Consider the following 22,500-nt stretch of genomic DNA (forward strand, 5'->3'; position numbering starts at 1 on the left):
ATTGACGATCATCCGGAACCGCACATACACAGCCAATCGCTGATTTGTGTCGTTCTGTCCTCATAAAGTGATTGGTCCCTGTGTATGAAAATTATCAATCATACATAAAGGAGAAACCAATGAAAACAGTAAAAGAAAGATTAGTTGCTGCATTGCAGCTTCCTGTAAAAGAAACCCTGGCATTTTACAAGAGTTCCTTTCGGGGCCTGACAGAAGAGCAGGTCGAAGAAAATCGTGACCTCTATGGTGAAAATGTCATCACAAAGGGTCAGGAAGACTCTATTTTCAAGAAGATTTACGAGTCCATCATTAACCCCTTTACAGTCATCTTATTGGTGATTGCCCTCGTGTCTTTAGTGACTAATGTTTGGCTAGCTAAGCCTGGTGAGGAAGATCCGACGACTTCCATCATCATTGTTGTTCTGGTGCTGATTTCCGGCGGCATCCGTTTTATTCAGGAATTGCGGAGCGACCGCGCTGCTAGCAATCTGTCTCGACTGATTGTCAATACAGCTACAGTCATTCGAGAAGGAGCAGAGCAGGAACTGCCCATTGATGAGCTTGTTGTAGGAGATATCATCAAACTTAGTGCCGGAGACATGATTCCTGCAGATGTGCTGCTGCTGGACTCACGTGATTTCTTTGTTCAGCAGTCCGGCCTGACAGGGGAAAGTGATGCAGTAGAAAAGATCTGTTTGACCAAGGCGGATGGTCAAAATCTCGATAGCCTTTTAGAAACAGAGTCGCTGGCCTTTATGGGAACCAACGTTATTTCCGGGAGAGCTACGGCTCTGGTGCTGGTGGTTGGTGATGAGACCATGATGGGAGCCATTGAGCAGACGCTTAATACCTATGATGAGCCGACCTCCTTTGAGCGCGAGATGAATAGCATTTCCTGGCTCTTGATTCGTCTGATGCTGGTCATGGTGCCAGTCGTATTCTTTATCAACGGTCTGACAGACGGTGACTGGTTGGAAGCAGGTGTCTTTGCCCTCAGCGTTGGAGTCGGCCTGACCCCAGAAATGCTGCCTATGATTATCACGGCGAGCTTGGCTAAAGGTTCCATTATCATGGCTCAGGAAAAGGTCGTGATTAAAAAGCTGAACGCTATTCAGGACCTAGGAGCTATCGATATCCTTTGTACGGATAAGACGGGCACACTAACCCAAGACGAGATTGTCTTGGAATACCCGCTGGATATTCATGGTGATTTGGACTTGGCAGTACTCCGTCGGGCCTTTCTCAATTCCTATTATCAAACAGGCCTTAAAAATCTCATGGATCGGGCTATTATCAATCGGACGGAGAAAGAAGCAGAAAAGCATGAGATTGTTCGTAACTTAGACCAAACCTTTAAGAAAATTGATGAACTGCCCTTTGACTTTGAGCGTCGTCGCATGAGCGTCATCGTCAAGGATGATGAGGATGTTATCAGCATGGTGACCAAGGGGGCCTTGGAGGAAATGCTGGCCATCTCTAGCTATGTAGAATACAAAAATCATATTACAGAACTGACTGAGGAGATCCGTCAGGAAATCCTTGCGGAAGTGGCTCAACTTAATGAGCAGGGGTTGCGCGTGCTTGGTGTTAGCTACAAGTCAGACTTAGAAGAAGATTATGAGTATGAAGTGAAGGATGAGTCCGATATGATCTTGACGGGCTATCTAGCTTTTCTAGATCCACCTAAGTCATCTGCGGCTCCAGCTATTGAAACTCTGACCGAATACGGTGTTGCCACTAAGATTTTGACGGGCGATAATGATAAGGTAACTCAAGCAGTCTGTGAAAAGGTTGGGTTAGATGTAGACAATATCTTGCTAGGTGTAGAGATAGATGCTTTATCTAATGAGGAATTGAGCCAGGCGGTGGAGAACACAACAGTCTTTGCCAAGCTCTCCCCTGACCAAAAAGCTCGGATTATCCTCCAACTCAAGGCCAATGGCCACAAGGTTGGCTACATGGGTGATGGTATCAACGATGCGCCTTCTATGAAAGTAGCAGATGTGGGTATTTCTGTTGATACAGCTGTCGATATTGCTAAGGAAACGGCAGATGTCATTTTGCTGGATAAGGACCTTATGGTTCTGGAGAAAGGGCTGGTAGAAGGTCGCAAGGTCTATGCCAACATGACCAAGTATATCAAGATGACGGTCAGTTCCAATTTTGGGAATATCTTTTCTCTCCTCTTTGCCAGTATCTTTTTACCATTTCTTCCTATGGCACCAGTTCATCTGATTGTCCTCAATCTGGTTTATGACTTGTCCTGTATCGCTCTGCCATTTGATAATGTAGATAGTGAATTTCTCAAGAAGCCTCATATTTGGTCAGCCAGTTCCATTACCCGTTTTATGGCTTGGATTGGACCAATCTCATCCGTTTTTGATGTTTTGACCTATCTAGTGCTCTACTTTATTATCGTGCCTATGATCACAGGAGGCAGCTATCAAGCTGGTACTGAACAGGCAGTGACCTTTATCACTCTTTTCCAAACAGGCTGGTTTATTGAGTCTATGTGGACCCAGACCATGGTCATCTACATGCTACGCTCACCTAAATTGCCTTTTGTGCAAAGTCGTCCCGCTTTGTCTGTCATTGTGACGACCATGGCGGCAGCGCTCTTTGTCACTTCCTTGCCATATAGCCTCTTTGCGTCAGTTCTGAAGACAGCTCCGCTGAATGGCACCTATTTCCTTTGCCTTTTCTTGATTATCGTGCTTTATATGGTTAGCGTAACCCTTGTGAAAGGCCTTTATATCAAGCGTTACAAGGAATGGCTGTAATAGAAAGGCTAGCGGAGTGTTAAGAGTTAAAAAAAGATTGGAAAATTTTCCAATCTTTTTTGCATGTATTATTCTTTATCAGGTTGCCATTGCCAGCTTGCTCCAAATTGGGCGAGTAGCTCGAAGGAAGCTTCTGGTCCCATAGATCCGACAGGATATTCATGGAGTGGCACTTGATTTTGGCTCCAGAGTTCTTCGATGCGATCGATGAGCTCCCAGCTGGCTTTTACTTCGTCCCAATGGCTGAAATTAGTTGAGTCGTTATTGAGGACATCAAAAATTAGTTTTTCATAAGGGTCTGGAGAGGCTCCTGAAGCTGTGGCATCTGTCCGATAATCCAATGAGATCGGAGCTAGATCAAAGAGTTCTCCAACTTCCTTGCCATTAAGGCTAAGTGAAATCCCCTCAGTTGGCTGGATATAGATGGTTAGGACATTTGGTTTGAGAGGCTCACCAAAGATAGAGTCCATTTGCTTGAAGACGATATTGACATGGGTGCCTTTTTTGGTGAGGCGCTTCCCTGTTCGGAAGAAGAAAGGAACGTCACGGAAGCGGTCGCTATCAATGAAGAAAGCACCAGAGGCAAAGGTCTCAGTAGTAGACTCAGGATTGACATTGGGCTCACTACGGTAAGAAATATATTTTCGACCGTTGATTTTGCCAGACTTGTACTGGCCGCGAATGAAGAAACGTTTCAAATCTTCTTCGCTTGGCTGAACGAGGCGCTCAAATACCTTGGCCTTTTCTGCTCGGATATCGTCTTTGGTAAAGCTTTTTGGCTTATCCATGGCCAATAAGGAGAGGAGCTGCAAGGTGTGGTTTTGCACCATATCACGGAGGGCACCGGATTGATCATAGTAGCCACCGCGTTCTTCAACGCCCAACTTTTCAGCAAAGGTAATCTGTACATTATCAATGTATTGGCGGTTCCAGACATTTTCAAACAGCAAATTAGCAAAGCGGATGGCAAAAATCTTTTGAATCATTTCCTTGCCCAGATAGTGGTCAATGCGGAAAATCTGTTCTTCGTCAAAGGTAGCCAGTAGATCTTCGTTGAGCTTGCTGGCAGTTGCCAAATCTGTCCCAAAAGGTTTTTCGACAATCAGGCGTTCAAATCCTTTTCCATCAACGATTTGCTCAGACTTGAGATGCTTAGCAATGGTTCCGAAAAATTGTGGCGCCATAGAAAGGAAGAAGAGTTTATTATTTTCTGCCTGGTATTGCTCGTTAAGCTTGTTTTGCAACTTGCGCAATTCGATATAATGCTCGGTATCTTGCACGTCATGGCTTTGATAATAAAAGTGGCTGGCGAACTCTTGAGCTTGCTCAGCACTATCGGCTAGGTCTGAGATTGACTCGACAACGACCGACTCGAAATATTCCTTGCTCCAAGGTCTGCGGGCAGTTCCGATAACGGCAAAATGTTTCGAAAGATTGCCAGATTTATAAAGTCGAAAGAGGGAAGGATAAAGTTTTCTTTGAGCCAAGTCTCCGCTGGCACCGAAAATTGTAATAATAACTTTTGAAGACATGATATTTATTACCTATCTAAATGTGATTGTCTCTATTTTATCACAATTTTCAGAAAAATTGTATTTGAAAAATCTGGATTTGACCAAAGAAAATATCCCGAGGGAAAGTCGGGATAGAAATTTATGCTTCTTTCTTCTGATGAATCGCTCGAAATAGGAAATAGTAGAAAATAAAGTTGCCTAGCACGAGAAGGAGCAGTAGGCTAAAGACATTGTGGACGCCGCTTGTCGTATCGGGTGCTTGGTTGAGCAGGACGGCTGCAATTGCCGTTCCCAAGGCACCAGCAAAGGTTTGCGCTAGTTGAAAGAGGGCAGTCACATCCGCTGTCTTTTCTCTGCTGACTTGAGAAGCGGATAAAGCCATAGTATTGTTGAAGGCCATGTTGCGCCCTAGAGTAAAGAGGATATAAAATCCTAAGATTAAAGGCAGATTGAGCCAGCTTGTAAAGAAGCTAAAGACAATCATGACCAGAAAGACTAGGCTATTGCCGCCAAGCAGAGACAGTTTTGGGCCTTTGCTATCGTATAATTTTCCCAGAAAAGGCGACATGAAAGCCCCGATCATAGTTCCGGGAAGAAGGGAAAATCCAGCTTGGGCAGTAGAGACATTCTTGACCAGTACGAGAAAGTTGGGAATGAGAAAATTGCTGGATAGGTTGGAGAATTGGAAAATTAAAAAGGGTAGAATTCCAAAGAAAATCGTTGGTTCTTTGAAGATACGGATGTCCAGAAACGGATCTTGAACAGTCAAACTCCGCCAGATGAAAACGGCAAAGGAAAGGAGGAAAATAGCTAGATAAAGCCAATTGACATTATCGCCCCCTTCCAAACTGGAAATGGTCATCAGAGAAAATGAAAGAGCCGTTGCGAGCGATAGAAAGCCCAGCACATCAAAGGGCCGCTTGCTTTTTCCTGCCGAATTTTCCAAGTTAACATAAGCCAGTAAAAAAGAGAGAATGGGAACGGGCATGATAAAGCTGTAGATCATGTGCCAGTCGAAGGAGCCAATCATGAAGCCTCCGTAGGTCGGGCCGATGGCTGGTGCTATGCTGATGACTAAGCCGCTTAGCCCCATATAAAAGCCGATTTTCTGCCGAGGGACCCGCTCCACGATGAGATTAAACATAAGTGGTATGGTAATCCCAGTCGCTCCGCCCTGAAGGATCCGTCCCAGCATAAGGAAAGTAAAGTCTGGGGCAATCATAGAAAGCAGATTCCCAAGGGTAAAGATGGAAAGCGAGGTAAAGAGGATACGGCGTTCCGTCCAGTTGTGGGACAGAGTTGCGCCTAAAGTTATGGTGATAGCGGCAGCCAGTAGATAGCCAGTGGTAATCCATTGTAGTACCCCTAGGCTCAGGCCAAAGACCTGACTCAGGTGGGGAAAGGTCACATTCATACTGGTCTCTGAAAGAATTCCAGCAAAGGTGATTAAGGCTACAGCTAGAATAGAAAGCAAATCTCGCTTCCTTACTTTTTCTTGATTCATAAAAAGAGCTCCTTTTCAAATGAGATAGTATTATTGTAGCATGATTTTCCAAGATAAGAGAGAAAAAATTAGAGAGCGAGCTTCATCAAGTCTCTTCTAATTTATAAAATTCGGTCAGAGCAACTGAGTAAAGGGTAGAGAATGGCATAGAAAAGAAACACCCATGAAAATGGAATTTCATAGGTGTTTGGCTCTAAAAGACTCGATAGACGTAAGGATTGTCCGGTTTTTCTATCTTATCAAAGCTTTCAACTTCTAGAGTTGGCAGGCTTTGTCCCAGACTTTTATGGTAGTGCATGGCAAGTTTTCCCTTGGCATGAATCCAGGTATTATTCTCGAAACGCTGGGTATTTCCAGTCGTCAAGAGGCCATAGACACCTGAGTCGGCGATACAATGGATAATGCCGAAGCGAAAGAGAAATTGACTCTTATGGTCGCTAGGGTCGTTGTAGACAAAGCCGGTGAATTCCAGCGTTTTGCCTACAAACTCGTCGGGATAATCATAGATGACCTCCATGACCTCCATGTAGTTCTCAGTTGTGACCTGAATGGTATCTTGCTTGACATATTTCTTGGCGGCTGCCCGCATTTCTTTTTCGTAAGCCCCTTTGGTAAAGTAGGTGCTGGTGTCTGGCTTCAGGTATTGGCTGGTTGTGCCTTCGTCCTGCTGAATAGCAGTTGAATTTCCCTCAGCCAGCGGGAAATGAAAACCTTTAGCAGAAACGGTTGTCGAATCCAAGGTGACAGTTGGAAAGAAAATTCCCACAAAAAGCGGAATGACAAGGAGCATCACACTGCCTAACTTGGCCCAGCGAGAGGTCAAATGACTATGAACCTCCATCTTCTTCATCCAGATGATCAGCTGCACGACTGCCAAGATAAAGGACAGAATCATGGATAAATAGGCCAGATAGGAATAGTGGAGATTGATGTATTGGTTGAGCTTGCCCGTCAGCTGCAGATACATGGTAATCTCAAAGTAGCCGACTAAGATTAGAAATCGAATCATAGCACTACCCCCACAAGCCAAGAGTAAAGAAAGACGACGACGGTAACCAAGCTGATAAATTGCCAGATAAAGCGTGTCTTAAAGTAGTTTTTCATCATCAGCAGATTCTTGACATCTAGCATAGGCCCAATGACTAAGAAAGCTAAGACAGGTGATAAGCCGAAGCTAGCAATCAAGGAGCTCCCGATGAAAGCATCAGCTTCGCTACAAAGTGAGAGCAGGAAGGACAGCAGCATGAGCAGAAGAATAGCAACAGCTGGTGTCGAGCTGATAGAGGTCAGGATTCTGGTTGGCACATAGACTTGTACTACGCTGGCGAAGAGACAGCCAAAGACCAAATAGCGGCCTGTATCGAAAAATTCGTCAATGGCCTGCACAAAGACCTGAAAAAGTTTTTGTCCCTTGCTGAGATGTGAAAAGTCATGCTCATGAACAGCCTTGCGATTTTCTTTTTGGATATTGCTGTCTGCAAAGAAGCCCAGAAAAATCCCTAAAAGAATAGCCACGACCATAGAACCTAAGGCACGAAGCAGAGCCATCCGAAAGGAATTTCCAAAGGCTGAGTAAGTCGCAAAGAGCACGATGGGGTTGATGACTGGAGCCGTTACCAGAAAAGGCACAGCAGTGTAGCTGGGCACTTTCTTTTCTAAGAAGCGGTTAATTATAGGAACAATGCCGCACTCACAGGAAGGAAAGACGACGCCGATCAAGCTTCCAAAGAAAATCCGAGCCCATTTGTTCTTGGGCAGGAAACGATAAACCTTGTCTGGCGTGACATACACCTCGATAAAGCCGGAAATAATACTTCCGATCAGGACAAAGGGCAGGGCCTCAATGATGATGGAGAGAAAGATGGCACCAGCCTGTAAGACGCTGGAAGGAAGGTTAGAAAAGAAGCTCATGCTTTTTTAGCCTTGCCTTGCGCTTCTTTTTTCTTTTTGTCATCTGGAAATTCTACTTTTTCAAGCTTGGGCAGAGTGGCAAACTCCTCGAACATCTTGTCTAAATCGTCTGTTTTGGTAAATTTCACAGCCATAGGGCCACCTCATTTCTAAAATAATAATTCTATTATACTACCAAACGAAAAAAAATGATATTTTCAGCCATGATGGATTAGAGACAGTGGACTCATCTTAACAAGAAAAAGATGGATTAAACTAGTCTTTATAGATTTTTCAGCTTCATATTATGATATAATAGAAGCGTTATGGAAAATTTAAATATTGAAAAAATTGCCCAGCAATTGGGCCTTAAAGAAAGCCAAGTATCACAGGTCTTAGAACTGACCGCTGAAGGGAATACCATTCCTTTTATTGCTCGTTACCGTAAGGAAATGACGGGAAATCTGGATGAGGTCGAGATTAAGGCAATCATTGACTTAGATAAAAGCATGACTGCTTTGGCAGAGCGTAAAGCAACGGTCTTAGCTAAAATTGAAGAGCAGGGCAAACTAACGGATGCGCTGCGCTCTGAGATTGAGGCTGCTGAAAAGCTGGCTGATGTGGAAGAACTTTATCTGCCTTATAAGGAGAAACGCCGTACCAAGGCTACCATTGCGCGTGAAGCAGGTCTCTTTCCTTTGGCCCGCTTAATCTTACAAGATGCGGCTAATCTGAAGGAAGAAGCTGAGAAACTGACTAGTGAAGCCTTTCCAACAGCAGAAGCTGCTCTAGCTGGAGCGGTGGATATTCTGACCGAGGCGATTTATGAAGATACTAAGCTGCGGGCTTGGACCTACCATGAAATGCAGTCCAATTCTTCTATCGTATCCAGTCTCAAAGACGGCGACTTGGATGAAAAGCAGGTCTTCCAGATTTATTATGATTTTTCTGAAAAAGTTGCGACTATGCAAGGCTACCGAACACTGGCCCTTAACCGTGGTGAGAAGCTAGGTATTCTCAAGGTTGGTTTTGAGCACAATCTTGAGAAAATCCTGCGCTTCTTTGAAGTGCGTTTCAAGGTGAAAAATACCTATATTATCGAAGCTATCCAGCAAGCGGTCAAAAAGAAAATCATTCCAGCCATGGAGCGTCGTATTCGGACTGAGCTGACTGAGGTGGCTGAAGATGGAGCGATTCAGCTCTTCTCAGAGAACCTCCGCAATCTCCTCCTGATTGCCCCTCTCAAAGGTCGTGTAGTACTGGGCTTTGACCCAGCCTTTCGGACAGGAGCTAAGCTGGCTGTTGTGGATGCGACAGGCAAGATGCTGACGACTCATGTTATTTATCCCGTTCCACCAGCAAAGCCAGCTCAGATTGAAGCTTCTAAGAAGGAGTTATCAGAGCTGATTGAGCGGTTTGGCGTGGAAATCATTGCCATCGGAAATGGAACAGCCAGCCGAGAAAGCGAAGCCTTTGTAGCAGAAGTTTTGAAATCTCATCCAAATGTCAGCTATGTTATCGTCAATGAGAGCGGAGCATCTGTCTACTCTGCTAGTGAACTGGCTCGACATGAGTTTCCAGATTTGACCGTTGAAAAGCGCTCAGCTATTTCCATTGCCCGCCGTCTGCAGGATCCTTTGGCAGAATTGGTCAAGATTGATCCTAAGTCTATCGGAGTTGGTCAGTACCAGCATGATGTCAGCCAGAAAAAACTGTCTGAAAGTCTGGACTTTGTCGTGGATACCGTGGTTAACCAAGTCGGAGTCAATATCAACACCGCCAGTCCTGCCCTGCTGGCCCATGTAGCTGGTCTCAATAAGACTATTTCAGAAAATATTGTCAAGTATCGGGAAACAGAAGGTTTGATTCGGTCTCGCGAGGCCATCAAGAAAGTGCCGCGTCTGGGTGCAAAAGCCTTTGAACAGGCAGCAGGCTTCCTGCGAATTCCTGAAAGTGATAATCTGCTGGACAATACGGGCGTTCACCCAGAGTCTTATAAGGCGGTGGAGGAGCTCTTTAAGCGTCTGGGAATCAGCAGTTTGGACGAGGAAGCCCAAGCCAAATTAAAAGCTGTTCAGGTTGCTAGTTTGGCTGCAGAGCTGGGCTTGGGAGAAGAAACCCTCAAAGATATTATTGCCGATTTGCTCAAGCCTGGCCGGGATTTACGTGATTCCTTTGACGCGCCAGTTCTGCGGCAGGATGTCTTGGATATCAAGGACCTGCGCATCGGTCAAAAGCTGGAGGGCGTTGTACGTAATGTCGTCGATTTCGGAGCCTTTGTGGATATCGGTATCCACGAAGACGGTCTTATCCATATTTCTAAAATAAGTAAAAACTTTATCAAACACCCAAGCCAAGTCCTGTCTGTTGGCGATTTGGTTACTGTCTGGGTGGATAAGCTAGATGTGGAGCGGGAGAAAGTCAATCTCTCTCTGATAGCGCCAAATGAACCTAACTAACTACGTTAAGCAAGTTTCGTTGGAAGATTTTGGCTGGGAATTCCACCATCAAGCTTATTGGAACAAGCAACTTCGTACGACTGGCGGACGCTTCTTTCCCAAAGACGGACATCTAGATTTCAATCCGAAAATTTATGAAACTTTTGGGCTTGAAACTTTTCGAAAAATTGTCCGTCATGAGCTAGTCCACTATCATCTCTATTATCAGGGCAAGGGCTACCGCCATGGAGATAGAGATTTTAAAGACCTCCTTAAGCAAGTTGACGGTCTGCGCTATGCTCCATCCTTGTCAAACTCGCAAACCTTTCTCATTTATGAATGCTTAAGCTGCGGAACACTTATCCGTCGTAGACGCAGAGTCAATCTTCAAAAATATCGTTGCGGTCGTTGTAGAGGAAAACTGTCCTTCCTAAAAGAGGAGATAAACGGAAGCTAAGCGAACCAAAAAACGAATAGATGCAGAATCAGCCTTCGGGCTGATTTTTTTGTTCTCCCGCTATGATAAAATGAAGGAAAGAATGAGAGTTGAGGTCATCATCATGAAAACTAAGTTTTATAAATTAAGAAGAAACCGAGTAATTTCTGGGGTTTTGTCGGGACTGGCCGATAAATTTAACTTTGATCTTGGCTTGTTACGCTTTTTATTCATCATCTTTACAGTTTCCAATTTTGGCTTAGGCATTTTGATTTATATTTTGCTGGCTGTCGTGATGCCTTATAAGGAAGACGTGGAAGCGGAAATGTATGGAACCGGCCCTCGTAAAATGAAAGATGCCGAGCCAATCAATGACGATGACGGCTGGTTTTGGTAAAATAACAAATATAAAATTCGGGAGTATGCCCGAATTTTTGCTGGATGTAGAAGAAAGATAGAAGTTCCAGGAGATATTTTCCATCAGGCTTCTAACATTCAAATCGATACTTTAAGTGTTCCTATCCCAGATTGTTATTTTGAAGGACGGTATTCGTAGTTATTTTATATAGTTTATGCTACATAGACTTGAGATTTGCCTAGCTTCATATATCCAAAAAAATAGAAAAGGCTGGTTCAACTGGTCGCTTTAAAGATTAGAAAGAGATTTAAATGAAACAATTTTCTTTACCATTATATATTTTGAAATTTTTCCTCTATTTAATTATTAGTTTGATCCTACATATGTTCCTTGTTTTTACAGCTGCTATATTAGTAGGAGGGTATAATAGTTTGATTGTTATAATCATTGGTACAGCAGCTTTTCCCTTTGGTCTATGGAATTTCTTCTTTTTCCTTAAGGTCTTATCTCCAGTGCAAAGTTCAAAGCTTTTAGTAGGACTTTTGTCTATCTTATTTCTGCCAGTTCTGACTCTCATATTTTGGGGTTTTATTGGAGGTTTCCAAAGAATTATAAGCTCTCTTCCTAACAGCCTATTTTCTATTTTTGGTATGTTAGTTTCAAATACAATCGTTTACTCTCTGGCTCATTTACTTAATTTTTACAACTATAAGAAGAAAGCTATTTATGAAGGTGAAGTAGATTAAATATTGCAAATTCTACTTGAAATGACTTATTTATCCAAGGAGGAAATATGACAGAAGTTTGGAATGCTTATGACTCGAATCGAAAACAGCTCCCCCATCTCCTGGTTCGAGGAGAAAAGATTCCTGAAGGGCAGTTTCATCTCTGTGTCAATATCTTGGTTCGCCATCAGGATGGCGATATTCTCTTTATGCGGCGGTCAGCAAATAAAAGTCTCTATCCTGGCTACTATGAGTTTGGAGCGGGAGGTAGTGTATTGGCAGGAGAGGATAGTCAGACAGCCGCCTTGCGTGAATTGGAAGAAGAAACAGGCCTGGTTCCCGACAGTATCAGACTGTTAGAGCAGGTGTGCTCTGTCGAAGACCAGTGCCACTTTGATTTCTATGAAGCGGTGGTGTCTGGGGATAAGAGTCAAGTCCGCTATCAGGTAGGCGAAACTGATGCCCATGTCTGGTTGCCTCTAAGAGAAATACCAGCCTTTATCGAGAGCCATCCTTGCTTTCAAAATCAAAAAAGAATTCTTAAAAAATGGATTGGCTAGTTATTTTTACTGGCCTTTTTGCTGGCTGGCATATATTTTTACAAGCATCTAGGGAAAAATCCTGCTTAATTTCCAATCTTAAAAACTCTTTTAGGGTAAAAATTTGCTATAATAGAGAAAGATAAATTTGAAGGGAGCAGGGAATGTCTGTAAAGGTCAAAGATTTGATTGAAAAAGTCCGTTTACGCATCGTTTACGGCAGTGATGACCTCTTAGAAAAGGAGATTTCGACATCGGATATTTCGCGGCCGGGCCTTGAAATGACCGGTTATTTTGACTACTATACGCCAGAACGGATTCAGCTGATTGGGATGAAGGAGTGGTCTTATCTGATGAAGATGACGTCCCACAACCGTCATCAAGTCCTTCTGAAAATGTTTCAGCCAGAAACGCCAGTTGTCATTGTGGCGCGCAATTTGGAGATTCCTGAAGAAATGCGGCGAGCAGCTGAAGAAAAGCAAATCGCGATTCTCACCAGCCGCACGTCAACCAGCCGTCTATCAGGGGAAATTTCTAGTTTCCTTGATTCACGTTTGGCGGTCAGAACCAGTGTTCATGGCGTATTGATGGACATCTACGGAATGGGAGTGCTAATTCAAGGGGACAGTGGTATTGGTAAAAGTGAAACTGGTCTTGAGTTAGTCAAGCGTGGCCATCGGTTAGTGGCGGATGACCGGGTTGATATCTTTGCCAAGGATGAAATGACTCTCTGGGGAGAGCCTGCTGAGATTCTTCGTCATCTCTTGGAAATTCGTGGTGTCGGTATTATCGATGTAATGAGTCTTTACGGAGCTAGTGCGGTCAAGGATTCTTCACAGGTACAGATTGCCGTCTATCTGGAAAATTATGATACCAATAAGACCTTTGACCGTCTGGGCAATAATGCAGAAGAACTGGAAGTTTCTGGTGTCAGAATTCCTCGGATCCGCATCCCAGTTAAGACAGGACGCAATATCTCTGTGGTGATCGAAGCCGCAGCCATGAACTATCGGGCTAAGGAAATGGGCTTTGATGCCACTAAGATTTTTGAAGAACGACTGACTAATCTGATTAGTCAGAATGAGGTGAAAGATGCTTGATCCAGTAGCTTTTTCAGTCGGTCCCTTTAGTATTCGTTGGTATGCCATCTGCATTGTTACTGGCTTGATTTTAGCCGTTTACTTAGCTATGAAGGAAGCGCCACGCAAAAAGATGATTCCAGATGATATTCTTGATTTCATTCTGATTGCCTTTCCATTGGCCATCCTTGGAGCGCGGCTCTACTATGTGATTTTTGAATGGTCTTATTATGGCAAGCACTCTCTGATTGAGATTTTTCAGATTTGGAATGGTGGTTTAGCCATTTACGGTGGTTTGATCACCGGTGCCCTTGTCCTCTATTTCTTTTCACAGAGAAGGCTGATCAATCCTGTTGATTTCTTGGATATTGCAGCGCCTAGCGTCTTGATTGCTCAAAGCATTGGCCGTTGGGGCAATTTCTTTAACCAAGAAGCCTATGGAGCGGTGGTCAAAAATCTTAATTATCTGCCGTCCTTCATCCGCAACAATATGTACATAGATGGTGCTTATCGCCAGCCAACCTTTTTGTACGAATCCCTTTGGAATTTACTTGGCTTTGCCCTACTGCTGATTTTACGACGCCGCCCTAAATTCTTCCGTCAGGGAGAATTGGCAGCCTTTTACCTGATTTGGTACGGTTTTGGCCGGATGATTATCGAGGGTATGCGGACCGACAGTCTCATGTTCTTGGGTGTGCGTGTATCTCAGTGGCTGTCTGCAGCTCTGATTTTACTCGGCATCGGCATTATGATTTACCAAAGAAAAAAACAAGCCCCCTATTATCAAGAATGAGAGGAGAATATTATGCTTGAAATTGCTTATACTTTAGTTGCTGTCGCTTTGATTGTCTTTCTAGTTTACATGACCCTCACCGTCAAAACTCTCGGTGATAAGGCTGCAAAAATGCTGGATGAGACCGAAAATACGATCAAAGTATTGACTTCTGATGTCAATGTCACCCTGCATCAAACCAATGATTTGATTGCCAAAGTCAATGTGTTGACAGATGATATCAACCACAAAGTAGCAACGATTGATCCGCTTTTCAATGCGGTGGCAGACCTATCCGAATCAGTATCTGATTTAAATGATCAGGCGCGTGTTTTAGGAAAGAAAGCAGTCGCAGCAGGAAGCACGACAGCCAAAACAACAGCAGGTCTAACGGCCCTTCGTTTGTTTACAAAATTATTCAAAAAATAAGAAAGTAGGTTTACTATGGGAAAAATTTCATCACTTTTATTAGGTGCTGTGTCTGGTGCAGCTGCAGCGTACTTTCTAACTAGTAAAAAAGGCAAAGAAATCACTGAAAAAGTTCAAGACTTTGTTGTTGATTATCGTGAAGATCCAGATAAGACTCACGAAGCCGTTGTCCAATCAGTAAAGGACTTTTCAGATCAAGCTGTCAAGGCCATCAACCAAACCAAGGAAAAGGTTGAAAATGGTGAAATCACAGCAGAAACGGTATTGGAGTCTGTTAAGGATACGACCAAGTCAGTAGTAGACTATTCACAGGACAAATTCCAAGAAATCAAAGAAAAGTTTGAAAAAGAAGAGGAAATTCTTGAAGAAGAAATTTCTGATATCGTGGTGGAAGAAGGAGAAAAAGCCCCTTCAGAAGAAATCATCATTGATTTAGAAACAGAAGAACTTGAAAAATAAAAATTAGGCTAGCATTTGCTAGCCTATCTTGATTTTCAGAAAAGAAAGCGTTATCATATAAATAAAAGGGGGTGTTGGTATGAAAGATTTAAAAGTACTTGCCTTGCTAGGTCTGGGCTGCTGCTTACTCGCTTGTTCTCGGCAGAAAGCTTCAGAGTCCCCTCAGTCTGGAAGCTCTGACTCTTCTTCTAAGGCTTCGAGCACGAGTCAAGCCCACTCGAAAACAACTAGCAGTAGTCAATCTAGTGCAAATCAATCTAGCCCTAGTCAGAGTTCGACTTCTGCGGAGTCGGAAAGCTCTAGTCAGACCGGTGAAAAGGTCAGAGAGGAGGAGACACAGCCTTCTAGTAAAGAAACGCCTTCTCCAATCCGAAAACGCCTGGAAGTTCCTATGCAGATCCAGCGAGCTTGGAATACTTGTGCACCGACCTCTGTCAGTATGATTCTAGCTTACAGGGGCGTTCAGGCTAGTCAGGAAGAATTGGCACGAGCGATGGGCACCGATGAGACTTTCGGCACCCATAATGTCAATGCAATCCGTGTTTTAAATCAATATTTATTTGGTTATGCGGAAGTGCCGGCAGGTCAAGCGGGTTATCATCTTGCTACAGTGACTAGTAGCGCCCTGCATTCTGAAGATATGCGACTCTTTAAGGAGCGCCTGCGCAAGAATATTGATGATGGCTATCCGCTCTACTATACGATTGATAATGCCTCCATCTACCCAGGGCACAAGGGTGAACACAATGTTGTGGGTACGGGCTATGAATTATCAGCAGACGGCGGTGAAATCCTTGCAGTTTATTACATTGATCCGTCCTACACCGTTCAGGATCCAGTCTATGGAGGGCTGAAAAAGGTGACTCCAGAAGAATTATTGGCAGCTATGTGTGCTTGTCAGGAGCCAAATTACGCTTGGTAAAGAAAAGAAAAAAACAAGATCTCTTGATCTCGTTTGATTTAATTCGTGAATTAACGGTGTTTCTTTCTCCGAACAGTGCGGTATCCTTGAATAACCATGAGACTCAGGACTACAGCAAGTGTAAAGGATAGGAAGGTACTTATCTTTGCAGATAAGAAGATAAAGCTAAAAAAGACTGTTAAAATACAGAATAAAGCGATATTTATAAAGAAAAATAGCTCACGTAATTGTGATGCTGATTCTGCTTGGGGCAGGTATTCTTGATAGGATATTTCCTTAGTTTGTTCTGTCGAATCATGCAGGGGCGCTGATTCAAACTGTTTAAAATCTCTTACAGCCATTGTCTCTCTCCTAGTAGTACCTTATCATTCTATCATGTTTCTATGATTAGATATATTACAAGATAGTTACAAAACGAATAAAATCGAATTAAGAAATCATAAATCCTATTTTTTTGGTATAATAATGACATGAAAAAGATAATCATAACAGCAACAGCTGAAAGTATAGAACAAGTTCAAGCCTTATTGGAAGCAGGAGTAGGTCGTATTTATGTCGGTGAGGAAAAATACGGTCTTCGTTTACCGCATAATTTCACTTACGACGAATTAAATCGTATATCTCAGCTGGTTCATCAGGCAGGAAAAGAAATGACCGTTGCCGTCAATGCTTTGATGCATCAGGACATGATGGACCAGATCAAGCCTTATTTGGATTTTCTTCAGGAGATTGAAGTGGACTATATCACTGTTGGGGATGCAGGTGTATTCTACGTCTTGCAGCGGGATGGTTATAAGTTGAAAACGATTTATGATGCTTCAACTATGGTTACTAGTAGCCGTCAGATTAATTTTTGGGGCAAGAATGCTGGGGTATCGGAAGCTGTTTTGGCGCGAGAAATTCCATCGGCAGAACTCTTTAAAATGCCAGAAATTCTTGAGATTCCAGCAGAAGTCTTAGTTTATGGTGCGAGCGTTATCCACCACTCTAAACGTCCACTTTTGCAAAATTATTATAACTTTACACACATCGATGATGCGAAATCAAGAGAGAGAGATCTCTTTCTTGCGGAACCGAGCGATCCTCAGAGCCATTATTCAATCTTTGAGGACAAGCATGGGACTCACATTTTTGCCAATAATGACTTGGACTTGATGACCAAGTTAACAGAATTGGTTGACCACGGATTTACTCATTGGAAGTTGGAAGGTCTCTATACTCCTGGTCAGAATTTTGTTGAGATTGCTAAGCTCTTTGTTCAGGCAAGAGATCTGATTGAAAAAGGTGAATTTAGCCATGACCAAGCTTTCTTGCTAGATGAGCTGCTTCACAAATTGCATCCGAAGAATCGTTTCCTCGATACAGGATTTTATGATTACGATCCAGACATGGTGAAATAGGACAGATTTTGTTGCCTTTATCTAAGTGGGCATCCTTAAAAAGCCATTTGCTCACCAGAAATGTTTTAAGAAAAGGCACAGATTACTCTGCGCCTTTTTGAGTTTTCAGCTATAAAAATGGAGCGCTGGTCATGATTTCCAATAATCATAATTGTAGGTAGCTAGGATCATTTGAGTAATTTCTTCAGGCTCTTCCTGAGCTCCACCGGCTATCCAAAGAGAAATAATCCCCTCAACACTGGATAGGAAGATTTCCAAGGCGTATTTCTGTGGGATATGAAAGTTCTCCTCTAGAAAACGCTGGGTAGCAGCTTCTTGCTTATCACTCAGAATGATACTGGTTATGAACTCTCGAATAGCTCCGCGAAAGTCAATATAATGGCTTCTGGTCAGGGCATTGATTAGACGTTCATTAGCACGCAGTATATGAAATTTGGCTATCATGAACTGTTTGGAATATTCGCCTTCTTCTTCAAAAAGACTATAACTATAAAGTTGAGAAATGATGTCGCTTTTGAGGCTATCAATCATCTGATACTTATCTTGGTAGTGGAGGTAGAAGGTGCCGCGATTAATCCCTGCTCGTTTGCAGAGCTTGCTGATGGAGATAGTATCAAACCTTTCCTCTGACAGTAGCTGAATCAAGGCTTCTTTGATGTCTTCCTTGGTACTAGTTTTCCGTTTTTGGACCATTTTTCTTCCTTTTTGCTTAAATCAACACTTTGTTGATTTTTGATTATTGCTTTTTGTCTAAGCTCATTATATAATATCTGTGATTTAGAATCAACACTTTGTTGATTTAAGGAAACGAGCTTTGAAAAGGAGAGAGACGATATGGCTTACATTGAAATGAAACATAGTTTTAAACGTTATCAGGTAGGTGACACGGAGATTGTTGCCAATCATGATATTTCTTTTGAGATTGAAAAGGGGGAACTGGTCATTATCCTAGGTGCCTCTGGTGCAGGCAAGTCTACGGTTCTCAATATCCTCGGAGGTATGGATACCAATGATGAGGGAGACATTCTGATAGACGGCCAGAATATTGCTGACTACAATTCCCATCAGCTGACAGACTATCGTCGTAATGATGTGGGTTTCGTCTTTCAGTTTTACAATTTGGTGCCCAACCTGACGGCCAAGGAAAATGTTGAATTGGCTTCTGAAATTGTCAAGGATGCTCAAGATCCAGTAGCGGCTCTGACCGCAGTGGGATTGGAAAATCGCCTCAATAATTTTCCAGCCCAGCTATCAGGCGGGGAGCAGCAGCGAGTGTCTATCGCTCGGGCGGTGGCCAAAAATCCCAAGATTTTGCTCTGCGATGAGCCGACAGGGGCTCTGGACTACAATACTGGTAAGCAAGTGCTGCAAATCTTACAGGATATGTCCCGCAATCAAGGGGCAACGGTGATTATCGTGACCCACAATGCTGCCTTGGCTCCCATTGCTGATCGGGTTATCCGCATGCACGACGCGAGAGTCAAGAGTATCACAGTCAATGATCAACCACAGGATATAAGTACATTGGAGTATTGATATGAAGAGAAAGATTTATTGGAAAGATATTCTGCGCTCCTTCACTAGCTCTAAAGGCCGTTTCCTATCTATTTTAATCCTTATGATGCTAGGCTCTTTAGCTCTCGTGGGACTCAAGGTCGCTCCACCCAATATGCGCAGAGCAGCAACAGATTACTTGAAAGAGCAGCGAACCATGGACTTGGCCGTTATGGCGGATTATGGATTGGATGCGGAGGATCAGAAAGAGCTGGCAGATATCAAAGGAGCGGATATCGAATTTGGCTATCTGACAGATGTCACCGTAGACGAAGAGGCTCTCCGAGTATTCTCAGATACCAAGGATATTTCAAACTTTCAAGTGACCTCCGGTCGTCTTCCCAAGAAAGAGCAAGAAATTGCTCTGGCTAGCTTTTGGTCCAAGAAATATAAACTCGGTCAGGAGATTGATCTGACCGAGAAAGCAGGCAGTCGGTCAGTTCTGAAAAACAAGACCTATAAGATCGTGGGATTTGTCAACTCGGCAGAGCTCTGGTCTGATAGAAATCTGGGCAATGCGACTAGTGGCAGCGGGGCTTTATCTGCCTATGCTGTAGTCAGCCCCAAGACCTTTGATACAGATGTTTACAGTATTGCCCGCCTGCGCTATCATGATTTAGAAAAGCTGGCTCCCTTCTCTGAAAGTTATCAGGAGCATTTGGAGCAGCACCAGACTGCTTTGGACAAGAGCCTGGAAGATAACGGAGCGGCTCGCTTTAAGCGATTAAAGGCAGATGCCAAAAGCACCATTCAGAAGGGGCAAGATAAGATTGCTCAGGCTGAGAGCGAACTGGCCCAAGGGAAAAAACAATTAGAGCAGGCTCAGAATCAGCTGGACCAGCAAAAACCCCAGCTAGAAGCAGCCCAAGCCGCTTCTATCCTCCCTCCTGCACAGCTCAGCCAGAGCCAGCAACAGATTCAGGAAGCTGAGTCCCAGCTCAATCAGAAAAAAGCAGAGTTAGCACAGGCAGAGAAAGACTTATCGGCTAGCAAGGAAAAGCTAGCTGACGCTAAGGCAGACCTGAGTCGTTTGAAAGAGCCGGCCTATCATAGTTATGACCGCAAGTCCCTGCCAGGTGGGAATGGCTATCATATGTATAAAAACTCCATGAATAGTATTGCGTCGATTGGTAATATCTTCCCGGTGGTGCTCTATTTGGTGGCAGCTATGGTGACCTTTACCACCATGACTCGCTTTGTCGATGAGGAGCGAACAAATGCAGGCGTCTTCAAAGCTCTAGGCTATCATAGCCGCGATATCATTCGCAAGTTTGCTCTTTACGGTTTGGTGGCGGGGAGTCTAGGTACCCTCATGGGGATTCTGCTGGGACATTATTTCTTGTCGGGGGTGATTTCTTCTATTATTACCAGAGGGATGGTGCTTTCTGCCCCGCATGTATATTTTTATGCTTCCTATAGTTTACTGGCCCTTGGGCTTTCCCTTCTTTCCAGCGTTCTCCCTGCCTATTTGGTGGCGAGACGGGAGCTGATAGAGGAAGCAGCTCACTTACTTTTGCCCAAGCCACCGGTCAAGGGCTCCAAGATTTTCTTGGAAAGACTGCCCTTTATCTGGCGACGTCTTAGCTTTACTCAGAAGGTCACAGCTCGCAATATCTTTCGCTATAAGCAGCGGATGTTTATGACTATCTTTGGTGTGGCGGGTTCGGTTGCCCTGCTCTTTGCCGGCCTAGGACTTCAGTCTTCTATTGGTGGTATTCCCAAACGTCAGTTTGAGGAGATTCTGCGATACGACTTGATTGTCGCTGCCAATCCTGGAGAAAATCAAGCTGAGCAAGACAAGCTGAAAAAGATGTTGGCAGATGGCTCGATTACTGATTATCAGGAGATCCACAGTGAAACCTTGACGGAGAAATACAAAGGAAAAAAAGAGACAGAGTCAGTCACTTTAATGGTTACAGACAAAGAAAATTTTGAACCTTTTATTTCTATGGAAAGTCCTGACAACCAGCAAAAGCTGACTCTCAAGGACGGTGTGGTTGTTTCGGATAAATTAGCCCGCATAGCTGGAGTTAGCTCCGGTGGCAGTATAGAGCTGGGTGGCAAGCCTGTCAAGATCGCAGCAGTCAATGAGAATCATTTTGGCCATTTTGCCTTTATGAAGGCGACTGACTACCAGAAAATTTACGGGAAAAAGCCTGAGAAAAATGCTTATCTAGTGCGACTCAAGGACTCTTCCAGCAAAAATATTGTCGATAAGGCCAATGAATTCATGAGCCTCAAGTCTGTCAAGAGTGTTTCCCAAAATGCAAGCATGGTGAAGCAGTTCAATGTTTTAGCTAATTCTCTTAATAATACGATGATGATTTTAGTGCTGATTTCCATTCTTTTAGCAGTCGTCATTCTCTACAATCTGACCAATATCAATGTAGCTGAGCGGATTCGCGAGCTATCTACCATCAAGGTTTTGGGCTTTCATAATAAGGAAGTGACTCTTTATATCTATCGAGAGACCATTATTCTTTCAGTGATTGGGATGGCAGTTGGGCTTCTAGGCGGTTTCCTCCTGCATCGTTTTTTGATTGAGAAGGTTGCGCCTAGCATTATCAGCTTAAACCCTCAAGTAAGCCCTTCAGTCTATCTGCTTCCTCTAACGGCAGTGACTCTTATTCTGACCTTGCTTGGCTTCTTTGTCAACTACCGCCTCAGACGGGTGGATATGCTGGAAGCACTCAAATCTGTTGATTAATTTATAAAAACATTTCAAAGCTTTCGCTCACTTGATGGGTGGAAGTTTTTTTGAACTTTGATATAATATTCCTTGTAAAGAAAGAGAAAGACATACGATGACACGAAAAATTGCCTTATTATCCGATGTGCATGGGAATAGCACAGCTTTGGAAGCAGTACTGGCGGATGCGGAAAGCCAGCAGGTGACAGACTATTGGTTTTTGGGAGACTTGCTCCTGCCAGGAACCGGTCGCAGAAATATCTTAGATAGGATGGAGCAGCTGTCCATCAGCCTTCAGGTCAGAGGAAATTGGGAAGACAGTCTCTGGCATGCCCTGCACCAAAAGCTGGATTTGGATCGTCCCAGCCATCTCTACCTGACCCGGCTCTGCCATTTTGTCCTAGAGGAAATCCGTCCTGAAGAGATTGACCGCATGCAAGAACTTCCTCTGCAGGTCTTGACAGAAGTAGAGGGATTGAAGATTGCGGTCAGCCACCATCTGCCCGATAAGAATTGGGGACGGGAGCTGATTCATATTGGCGAGCAGAGCGATTTCGACCGACTTTTTGAGGGAAACGACTGCGCTGTCGCTGTTTATGGTCATATTCACCAGCAGTTTCTCCGCTACGGGACTAAGGGGCAGTTGATTATCAATCCCGGCTCTATTGGTCAGCCATTCTTTCTAGATTCGACTTTGCGTCAGGACTTGCGAGCCCAGTATGCCATTTTAGAGATAGATGAGACTGGTCTGAAAAATATTGATATGCGTCGTGTGGCTTACGATGTGGAGCAGGAGCTACGATTGGCTCGGGAGCTCCACTTGCCTTACTATGAGATTTATCGGGAGAGTTTGGTCAATGGTATCCACCATACCCATAACCACGACCTGCTGCGGGAAATCAGTGAGCGGGAAGGCTATGCAGATGAGATTGCAGCTTTCTTAAAGTCTAGTCGTAACTCTTGAAGTTACACCCTTTTTGGGATATAATAGTGAGAGAAAATGATGAGGGAG

At 43.8% G+C, this 22,500-nt stretch carries 22 protein-coding genes; 15 read left to right on the forward strand and 7 right to left on the reverse strand.

Annotation, left to right across the window (positions count from 1 at the left end):
* Positions 1-119: 119 nt before the first annotated feature.
* Positions 120-2,780: a magnesium-translocating P-type ATPase gene (mgtA, locus tag ACWPVL_RS06920; protein WP_454387838.1), complete on the forward strand. Its 2,661-nt coding sequence runs from the start codon at positions 120-122 to the stop codon at positions 2,778-2,780.
* A 68-nt stretch (positions 2,781-2,848) separates the two neighbouring features.
* Here the strand turns inward: mgtA and zwf are convergent, their stop codons facing one another.
* The 5 genes from zwf to ACWPVL_RS06945 form a co-directional block, all read right to left on the reverse strand.
* Positions 2,849-4,312, reverse strand: a complete 1,464-nt coding sequence (gene zwf / locus ACWPVL_RS06925) for a glucose-6-phosphate dehydrogenase (protein ID WP_454387840.1) — start codon at positions 4,310-4,312, stop codon at positions 2,849-2,851.
* A 121-nt stretch (positions 4,313-4,433) separates the two neighbouring features.
* Complete coding sequence (locus ACWPVL_RS06930; protein WP_454387842.1) at positions 4,434-5,798, reverse strand: MFS transporter; 1,365 nt, start codon at positions 5,796-5,798, stop codon at positions 4,434-4,436.
* Positions 5,799-5,991: 193 nt separating this feature from the next.
* Entirely contained in the window at positions 5,992-6,807 is an 816-nt protein-coding gene (locus tag ACWPVL_RS06935; RefSeq protein ID WP_454387844.1) for a TIGR03943 family putative permease subunit, read from the reverse strand.
* Positions 6,804-7,709 carry a permease gene (locus ACWPVL_RS06940; protein WP_454387846.1) on the reverse strand — a complete coding sequence of 302 codons (906 nt, stop codon included), beginning with the start codon at positions 7,707-7,709 and terminating at the stop codon, positions 6,804-6,806. Before ACWPVL_RS06940 ends, ACWPVL_RS06935 begins: the two co-directional genes overlap by 4 nt.
* The gene (locus ACWPVL_RS06945; protein ID WP_152902012.1) at positions 7,706-7,843 is read right to left on the reverse strand and encodes an SPJ_0845 family protein; all 138 of its coding nucleotides are present in this window, start codon (positions 7,841-7,843) and stop codon (positions 7,706-7,708) included. The genes ACWPVL_RS06940 and ACWPVL_RS06945 overlap by 4 nt, the downstream gene beginning before the upstream one ends.
* A gap of 171 nt (positions 7,844-8,014) precedes the next feature.
* On the opposite strand from ACWPVL_RS06945, the gene ACWPVL_RS06950 reads away from it, so the two are divergent.
* From ACWPVL_RS06950 to ACWPVL_RS06995, 10 genes are all read left to right on the forward strand, one after another.
* Entirely contained in the window at positions 8,015-10,147 is a 2,133-nt protein-coding gene (locus ACWPVL_RS06950; RefSeq protein ID WP_454387848.1) for a Tex family protein, read from the forward strand.
* A complete protein-coding gene (locus ACWPVL_RS06955; protein ID WP_454387850.1) occupies positions 10,134-10,583 on the forward strand; it encodes a SprT family protein in 450 nt (149 codons plus the stop codon). Before ACWPVL_RS06950 ends, ACWPVL_RS06955 begins: the two co-directional genes overlap by 14 nt.
* 103 nt (positions 10,584-10,686) lie before the next feature.
* The gene (locus ACWPVL_RS06960) at positions 10,687-10,959 is read left to right on the forward strand and encodes a PspC domain-containing protein (RefSeq protein WP_454387852.1); all 273 of its coding nucleotides are present in this window, start codon (positions 10,687-10,689) and stop codon (positions 10,957-10,959) included.
* A gap of 272 nt (positions 10,960-11,231) precedes the next feature.
* Positions 11,232-11,666: a preprotein translocase gene (locus ACWPVL_RS06965; protein ID WP_454387854.1), complete on the forward strand. Its 435-nt coding sequence runs from the start codon at positions 11,232-11,234 to the stop codon at positions 11,664-11,666.
* Between the two features lie 47 nt (positions 11,667-11,713).
* Positions 11,714-12,205, forward strand: a complete 492-nt coding sequence (locus ACWPVL_RS06970) for an NUDIX hydrolase (protein ID WP_454387856.1) — start codon at positions 11,714-11,716, stop codon at positions 12,203-12,205.
* 143 nt (positions 12,206-12,348) lie between these two features.
* Positions 12,349-13,284 carry an HPr(Ser) kinase/phosphatase gene (gene hprK, locus ACWPVL_RS06975; protein WP_015605214.1) on the forward strand — a complete coding sequence of 312 codons (936 nt, stop codon included), beginning with the start codon at positions 12,349-12,351 and terminating at the stop codon, positions 13,282-13,284.
* The gene (gene lgt / locus ACWPVL_RS06980; RefSeq protein ID WP_061910101.1) at positions 13,277-14,056 is read left to right on the forward strand and encodes a prolipoprotein diacylglyceryl transferase; all 780 of its coding nucleotides are present in this window, start codon (positions 13,277-13,279) and stop codon (positions 14,054-14,056) included. Before hprK ends, lgt begins: the two co-directional genes overlap by 8 nt.
* Before the next feature lie 12 nt (positions 14,057-14,068).
* On the forward strand, positions 14,069-14,464 hold the full coding sequence (locus tag ACWPVL_RS06985; RefSeq protein ID WP_454387859.1) for a DUF948 domain-containing protein: 396 nt from the start codon (positions 14,069-14,071) through the stop codon (positions 14,462-14,464).
* Between the two features lie 15 nt (positions 14,465-14,479).
* Positions 14,480-14,923 (forward strand): YtxH domain-containing protein, encoded by a 444-nt coding sequence (locus ACWPVL_RS06990; protein ID WP_061423198.1) that lies wholly within the window; start codon positions 14,480-14,482, stop codon positions 14,921-14,923.
* Between the two features lie 79 nt (positions 14,924-15,002).
* A complete protein-coding gene (locus ACWPVL_RS06995; protein WP_454387861.1) occupies positions 15,003-15,845 on the forward strand; it encodes a C39 family peptidase in 843 nt (280 codons plus the stop codon).
* A gap of 50 nt (positions 15,846-15,895) precedes the next feature.
* On the opposite strand, the gene ACWPVL_RS07000 is transcribed toward ACWPVL_RS06995, so the two are convergent.
* The gene (locus ACWPVL_RS07000) at positions 15,896-16,186 is read right to left on the reverse strand and encodes a DUF3270 family protein (protein WP_454387863.1); all 291 of its coding nucleotides are present in this window, start codon (positions 16,184-16,186) and stop codon (positions 15,896-15,898) included.
* A gap of 129 nt (positions 16,187-16,315) precedes the next feature.
* On the opposite strand from ACWPVL_RS07000, the gene ACWPVL_RS07005 reads away from it, so the two are divergent.
* Positions 16,316-17,245 (forward strand): peptidase U32 family protein, encoded by a 930-nt coding sequence (locus ACWPVL_RS07005; protein WP_454387865.1) that lies wholly within the window; start codon positions 16,316-16,318, stop codon positions 17,243-17,245.
* A 129-nt stretch (positions 17,246-17,374) separates the two neighbouring features.
* Here the strand turns inward: ACWPVL_RS07005 and ACWPVL_RS07010 are convergent, their stop codons facing one another.
* Entirely contained in the window at positions 17,375-17,938 is a 564-nt protein-coding gene (locus tag ACWPVL_RS07010; protein ID WP_454387867.1) for a TetR/AcrR family transcriptional regulator, read from the reverse strand.
* 141 nt (positions 17,939-18,079) lie between these two features.
* Here ACWPVL_RS07010 and ACWPVL_RS07015 point away from each other — a divergent pair, with 141 nt between their 5' ends.
* The 3 genes from ACWPVL_RS07015 to ACWPVL_RS07025 all read left to right on the forward strand — a co-directional run bounded on the left by ACWPVL_RS07015 (position 18,080) and on the right by ACWPVL_RS07025 (position 22,452).
* Positions 18,080-18,781: an ABC transporter ATP-binding protein gene (locus ACWPVL_RS07015; protein ID WP_048792072.1), complete on the forward strand. Its 702-nt coding sequence runs from the start codon at positions 18,080-18,082 to the stop codon at positions 18,779-18,781.
* Position 18,782: 1 nt separating this feature from the next.
* A complete protein-coding gene (locus ACWPVL_RS07020) occupies positions 18,783-21,506 on the forward strand; it encodes an FtsX-like permease family protein (protein WP_454387870.1) in 2,724 nt (907 codons plus the stop codon).
* Between the two features lie 97 nt (positions 21,507-21,603).
* Complete coding sequence (locus ACWPVL_RS07025) at positions 21,604-22,452, forward strand: metallophosphoesterase family protein (protein WP_454387872.1); 849 nt, start codon at positions 21,604-21,606, stop codon at positions 22,450-22,452.
* Positions 22,453-22,500 lie beyond the last annotated feature (48 nt).

Source organism: Streptococcus sp. Marseille-Q8145 (assembly GCF_965112035.1).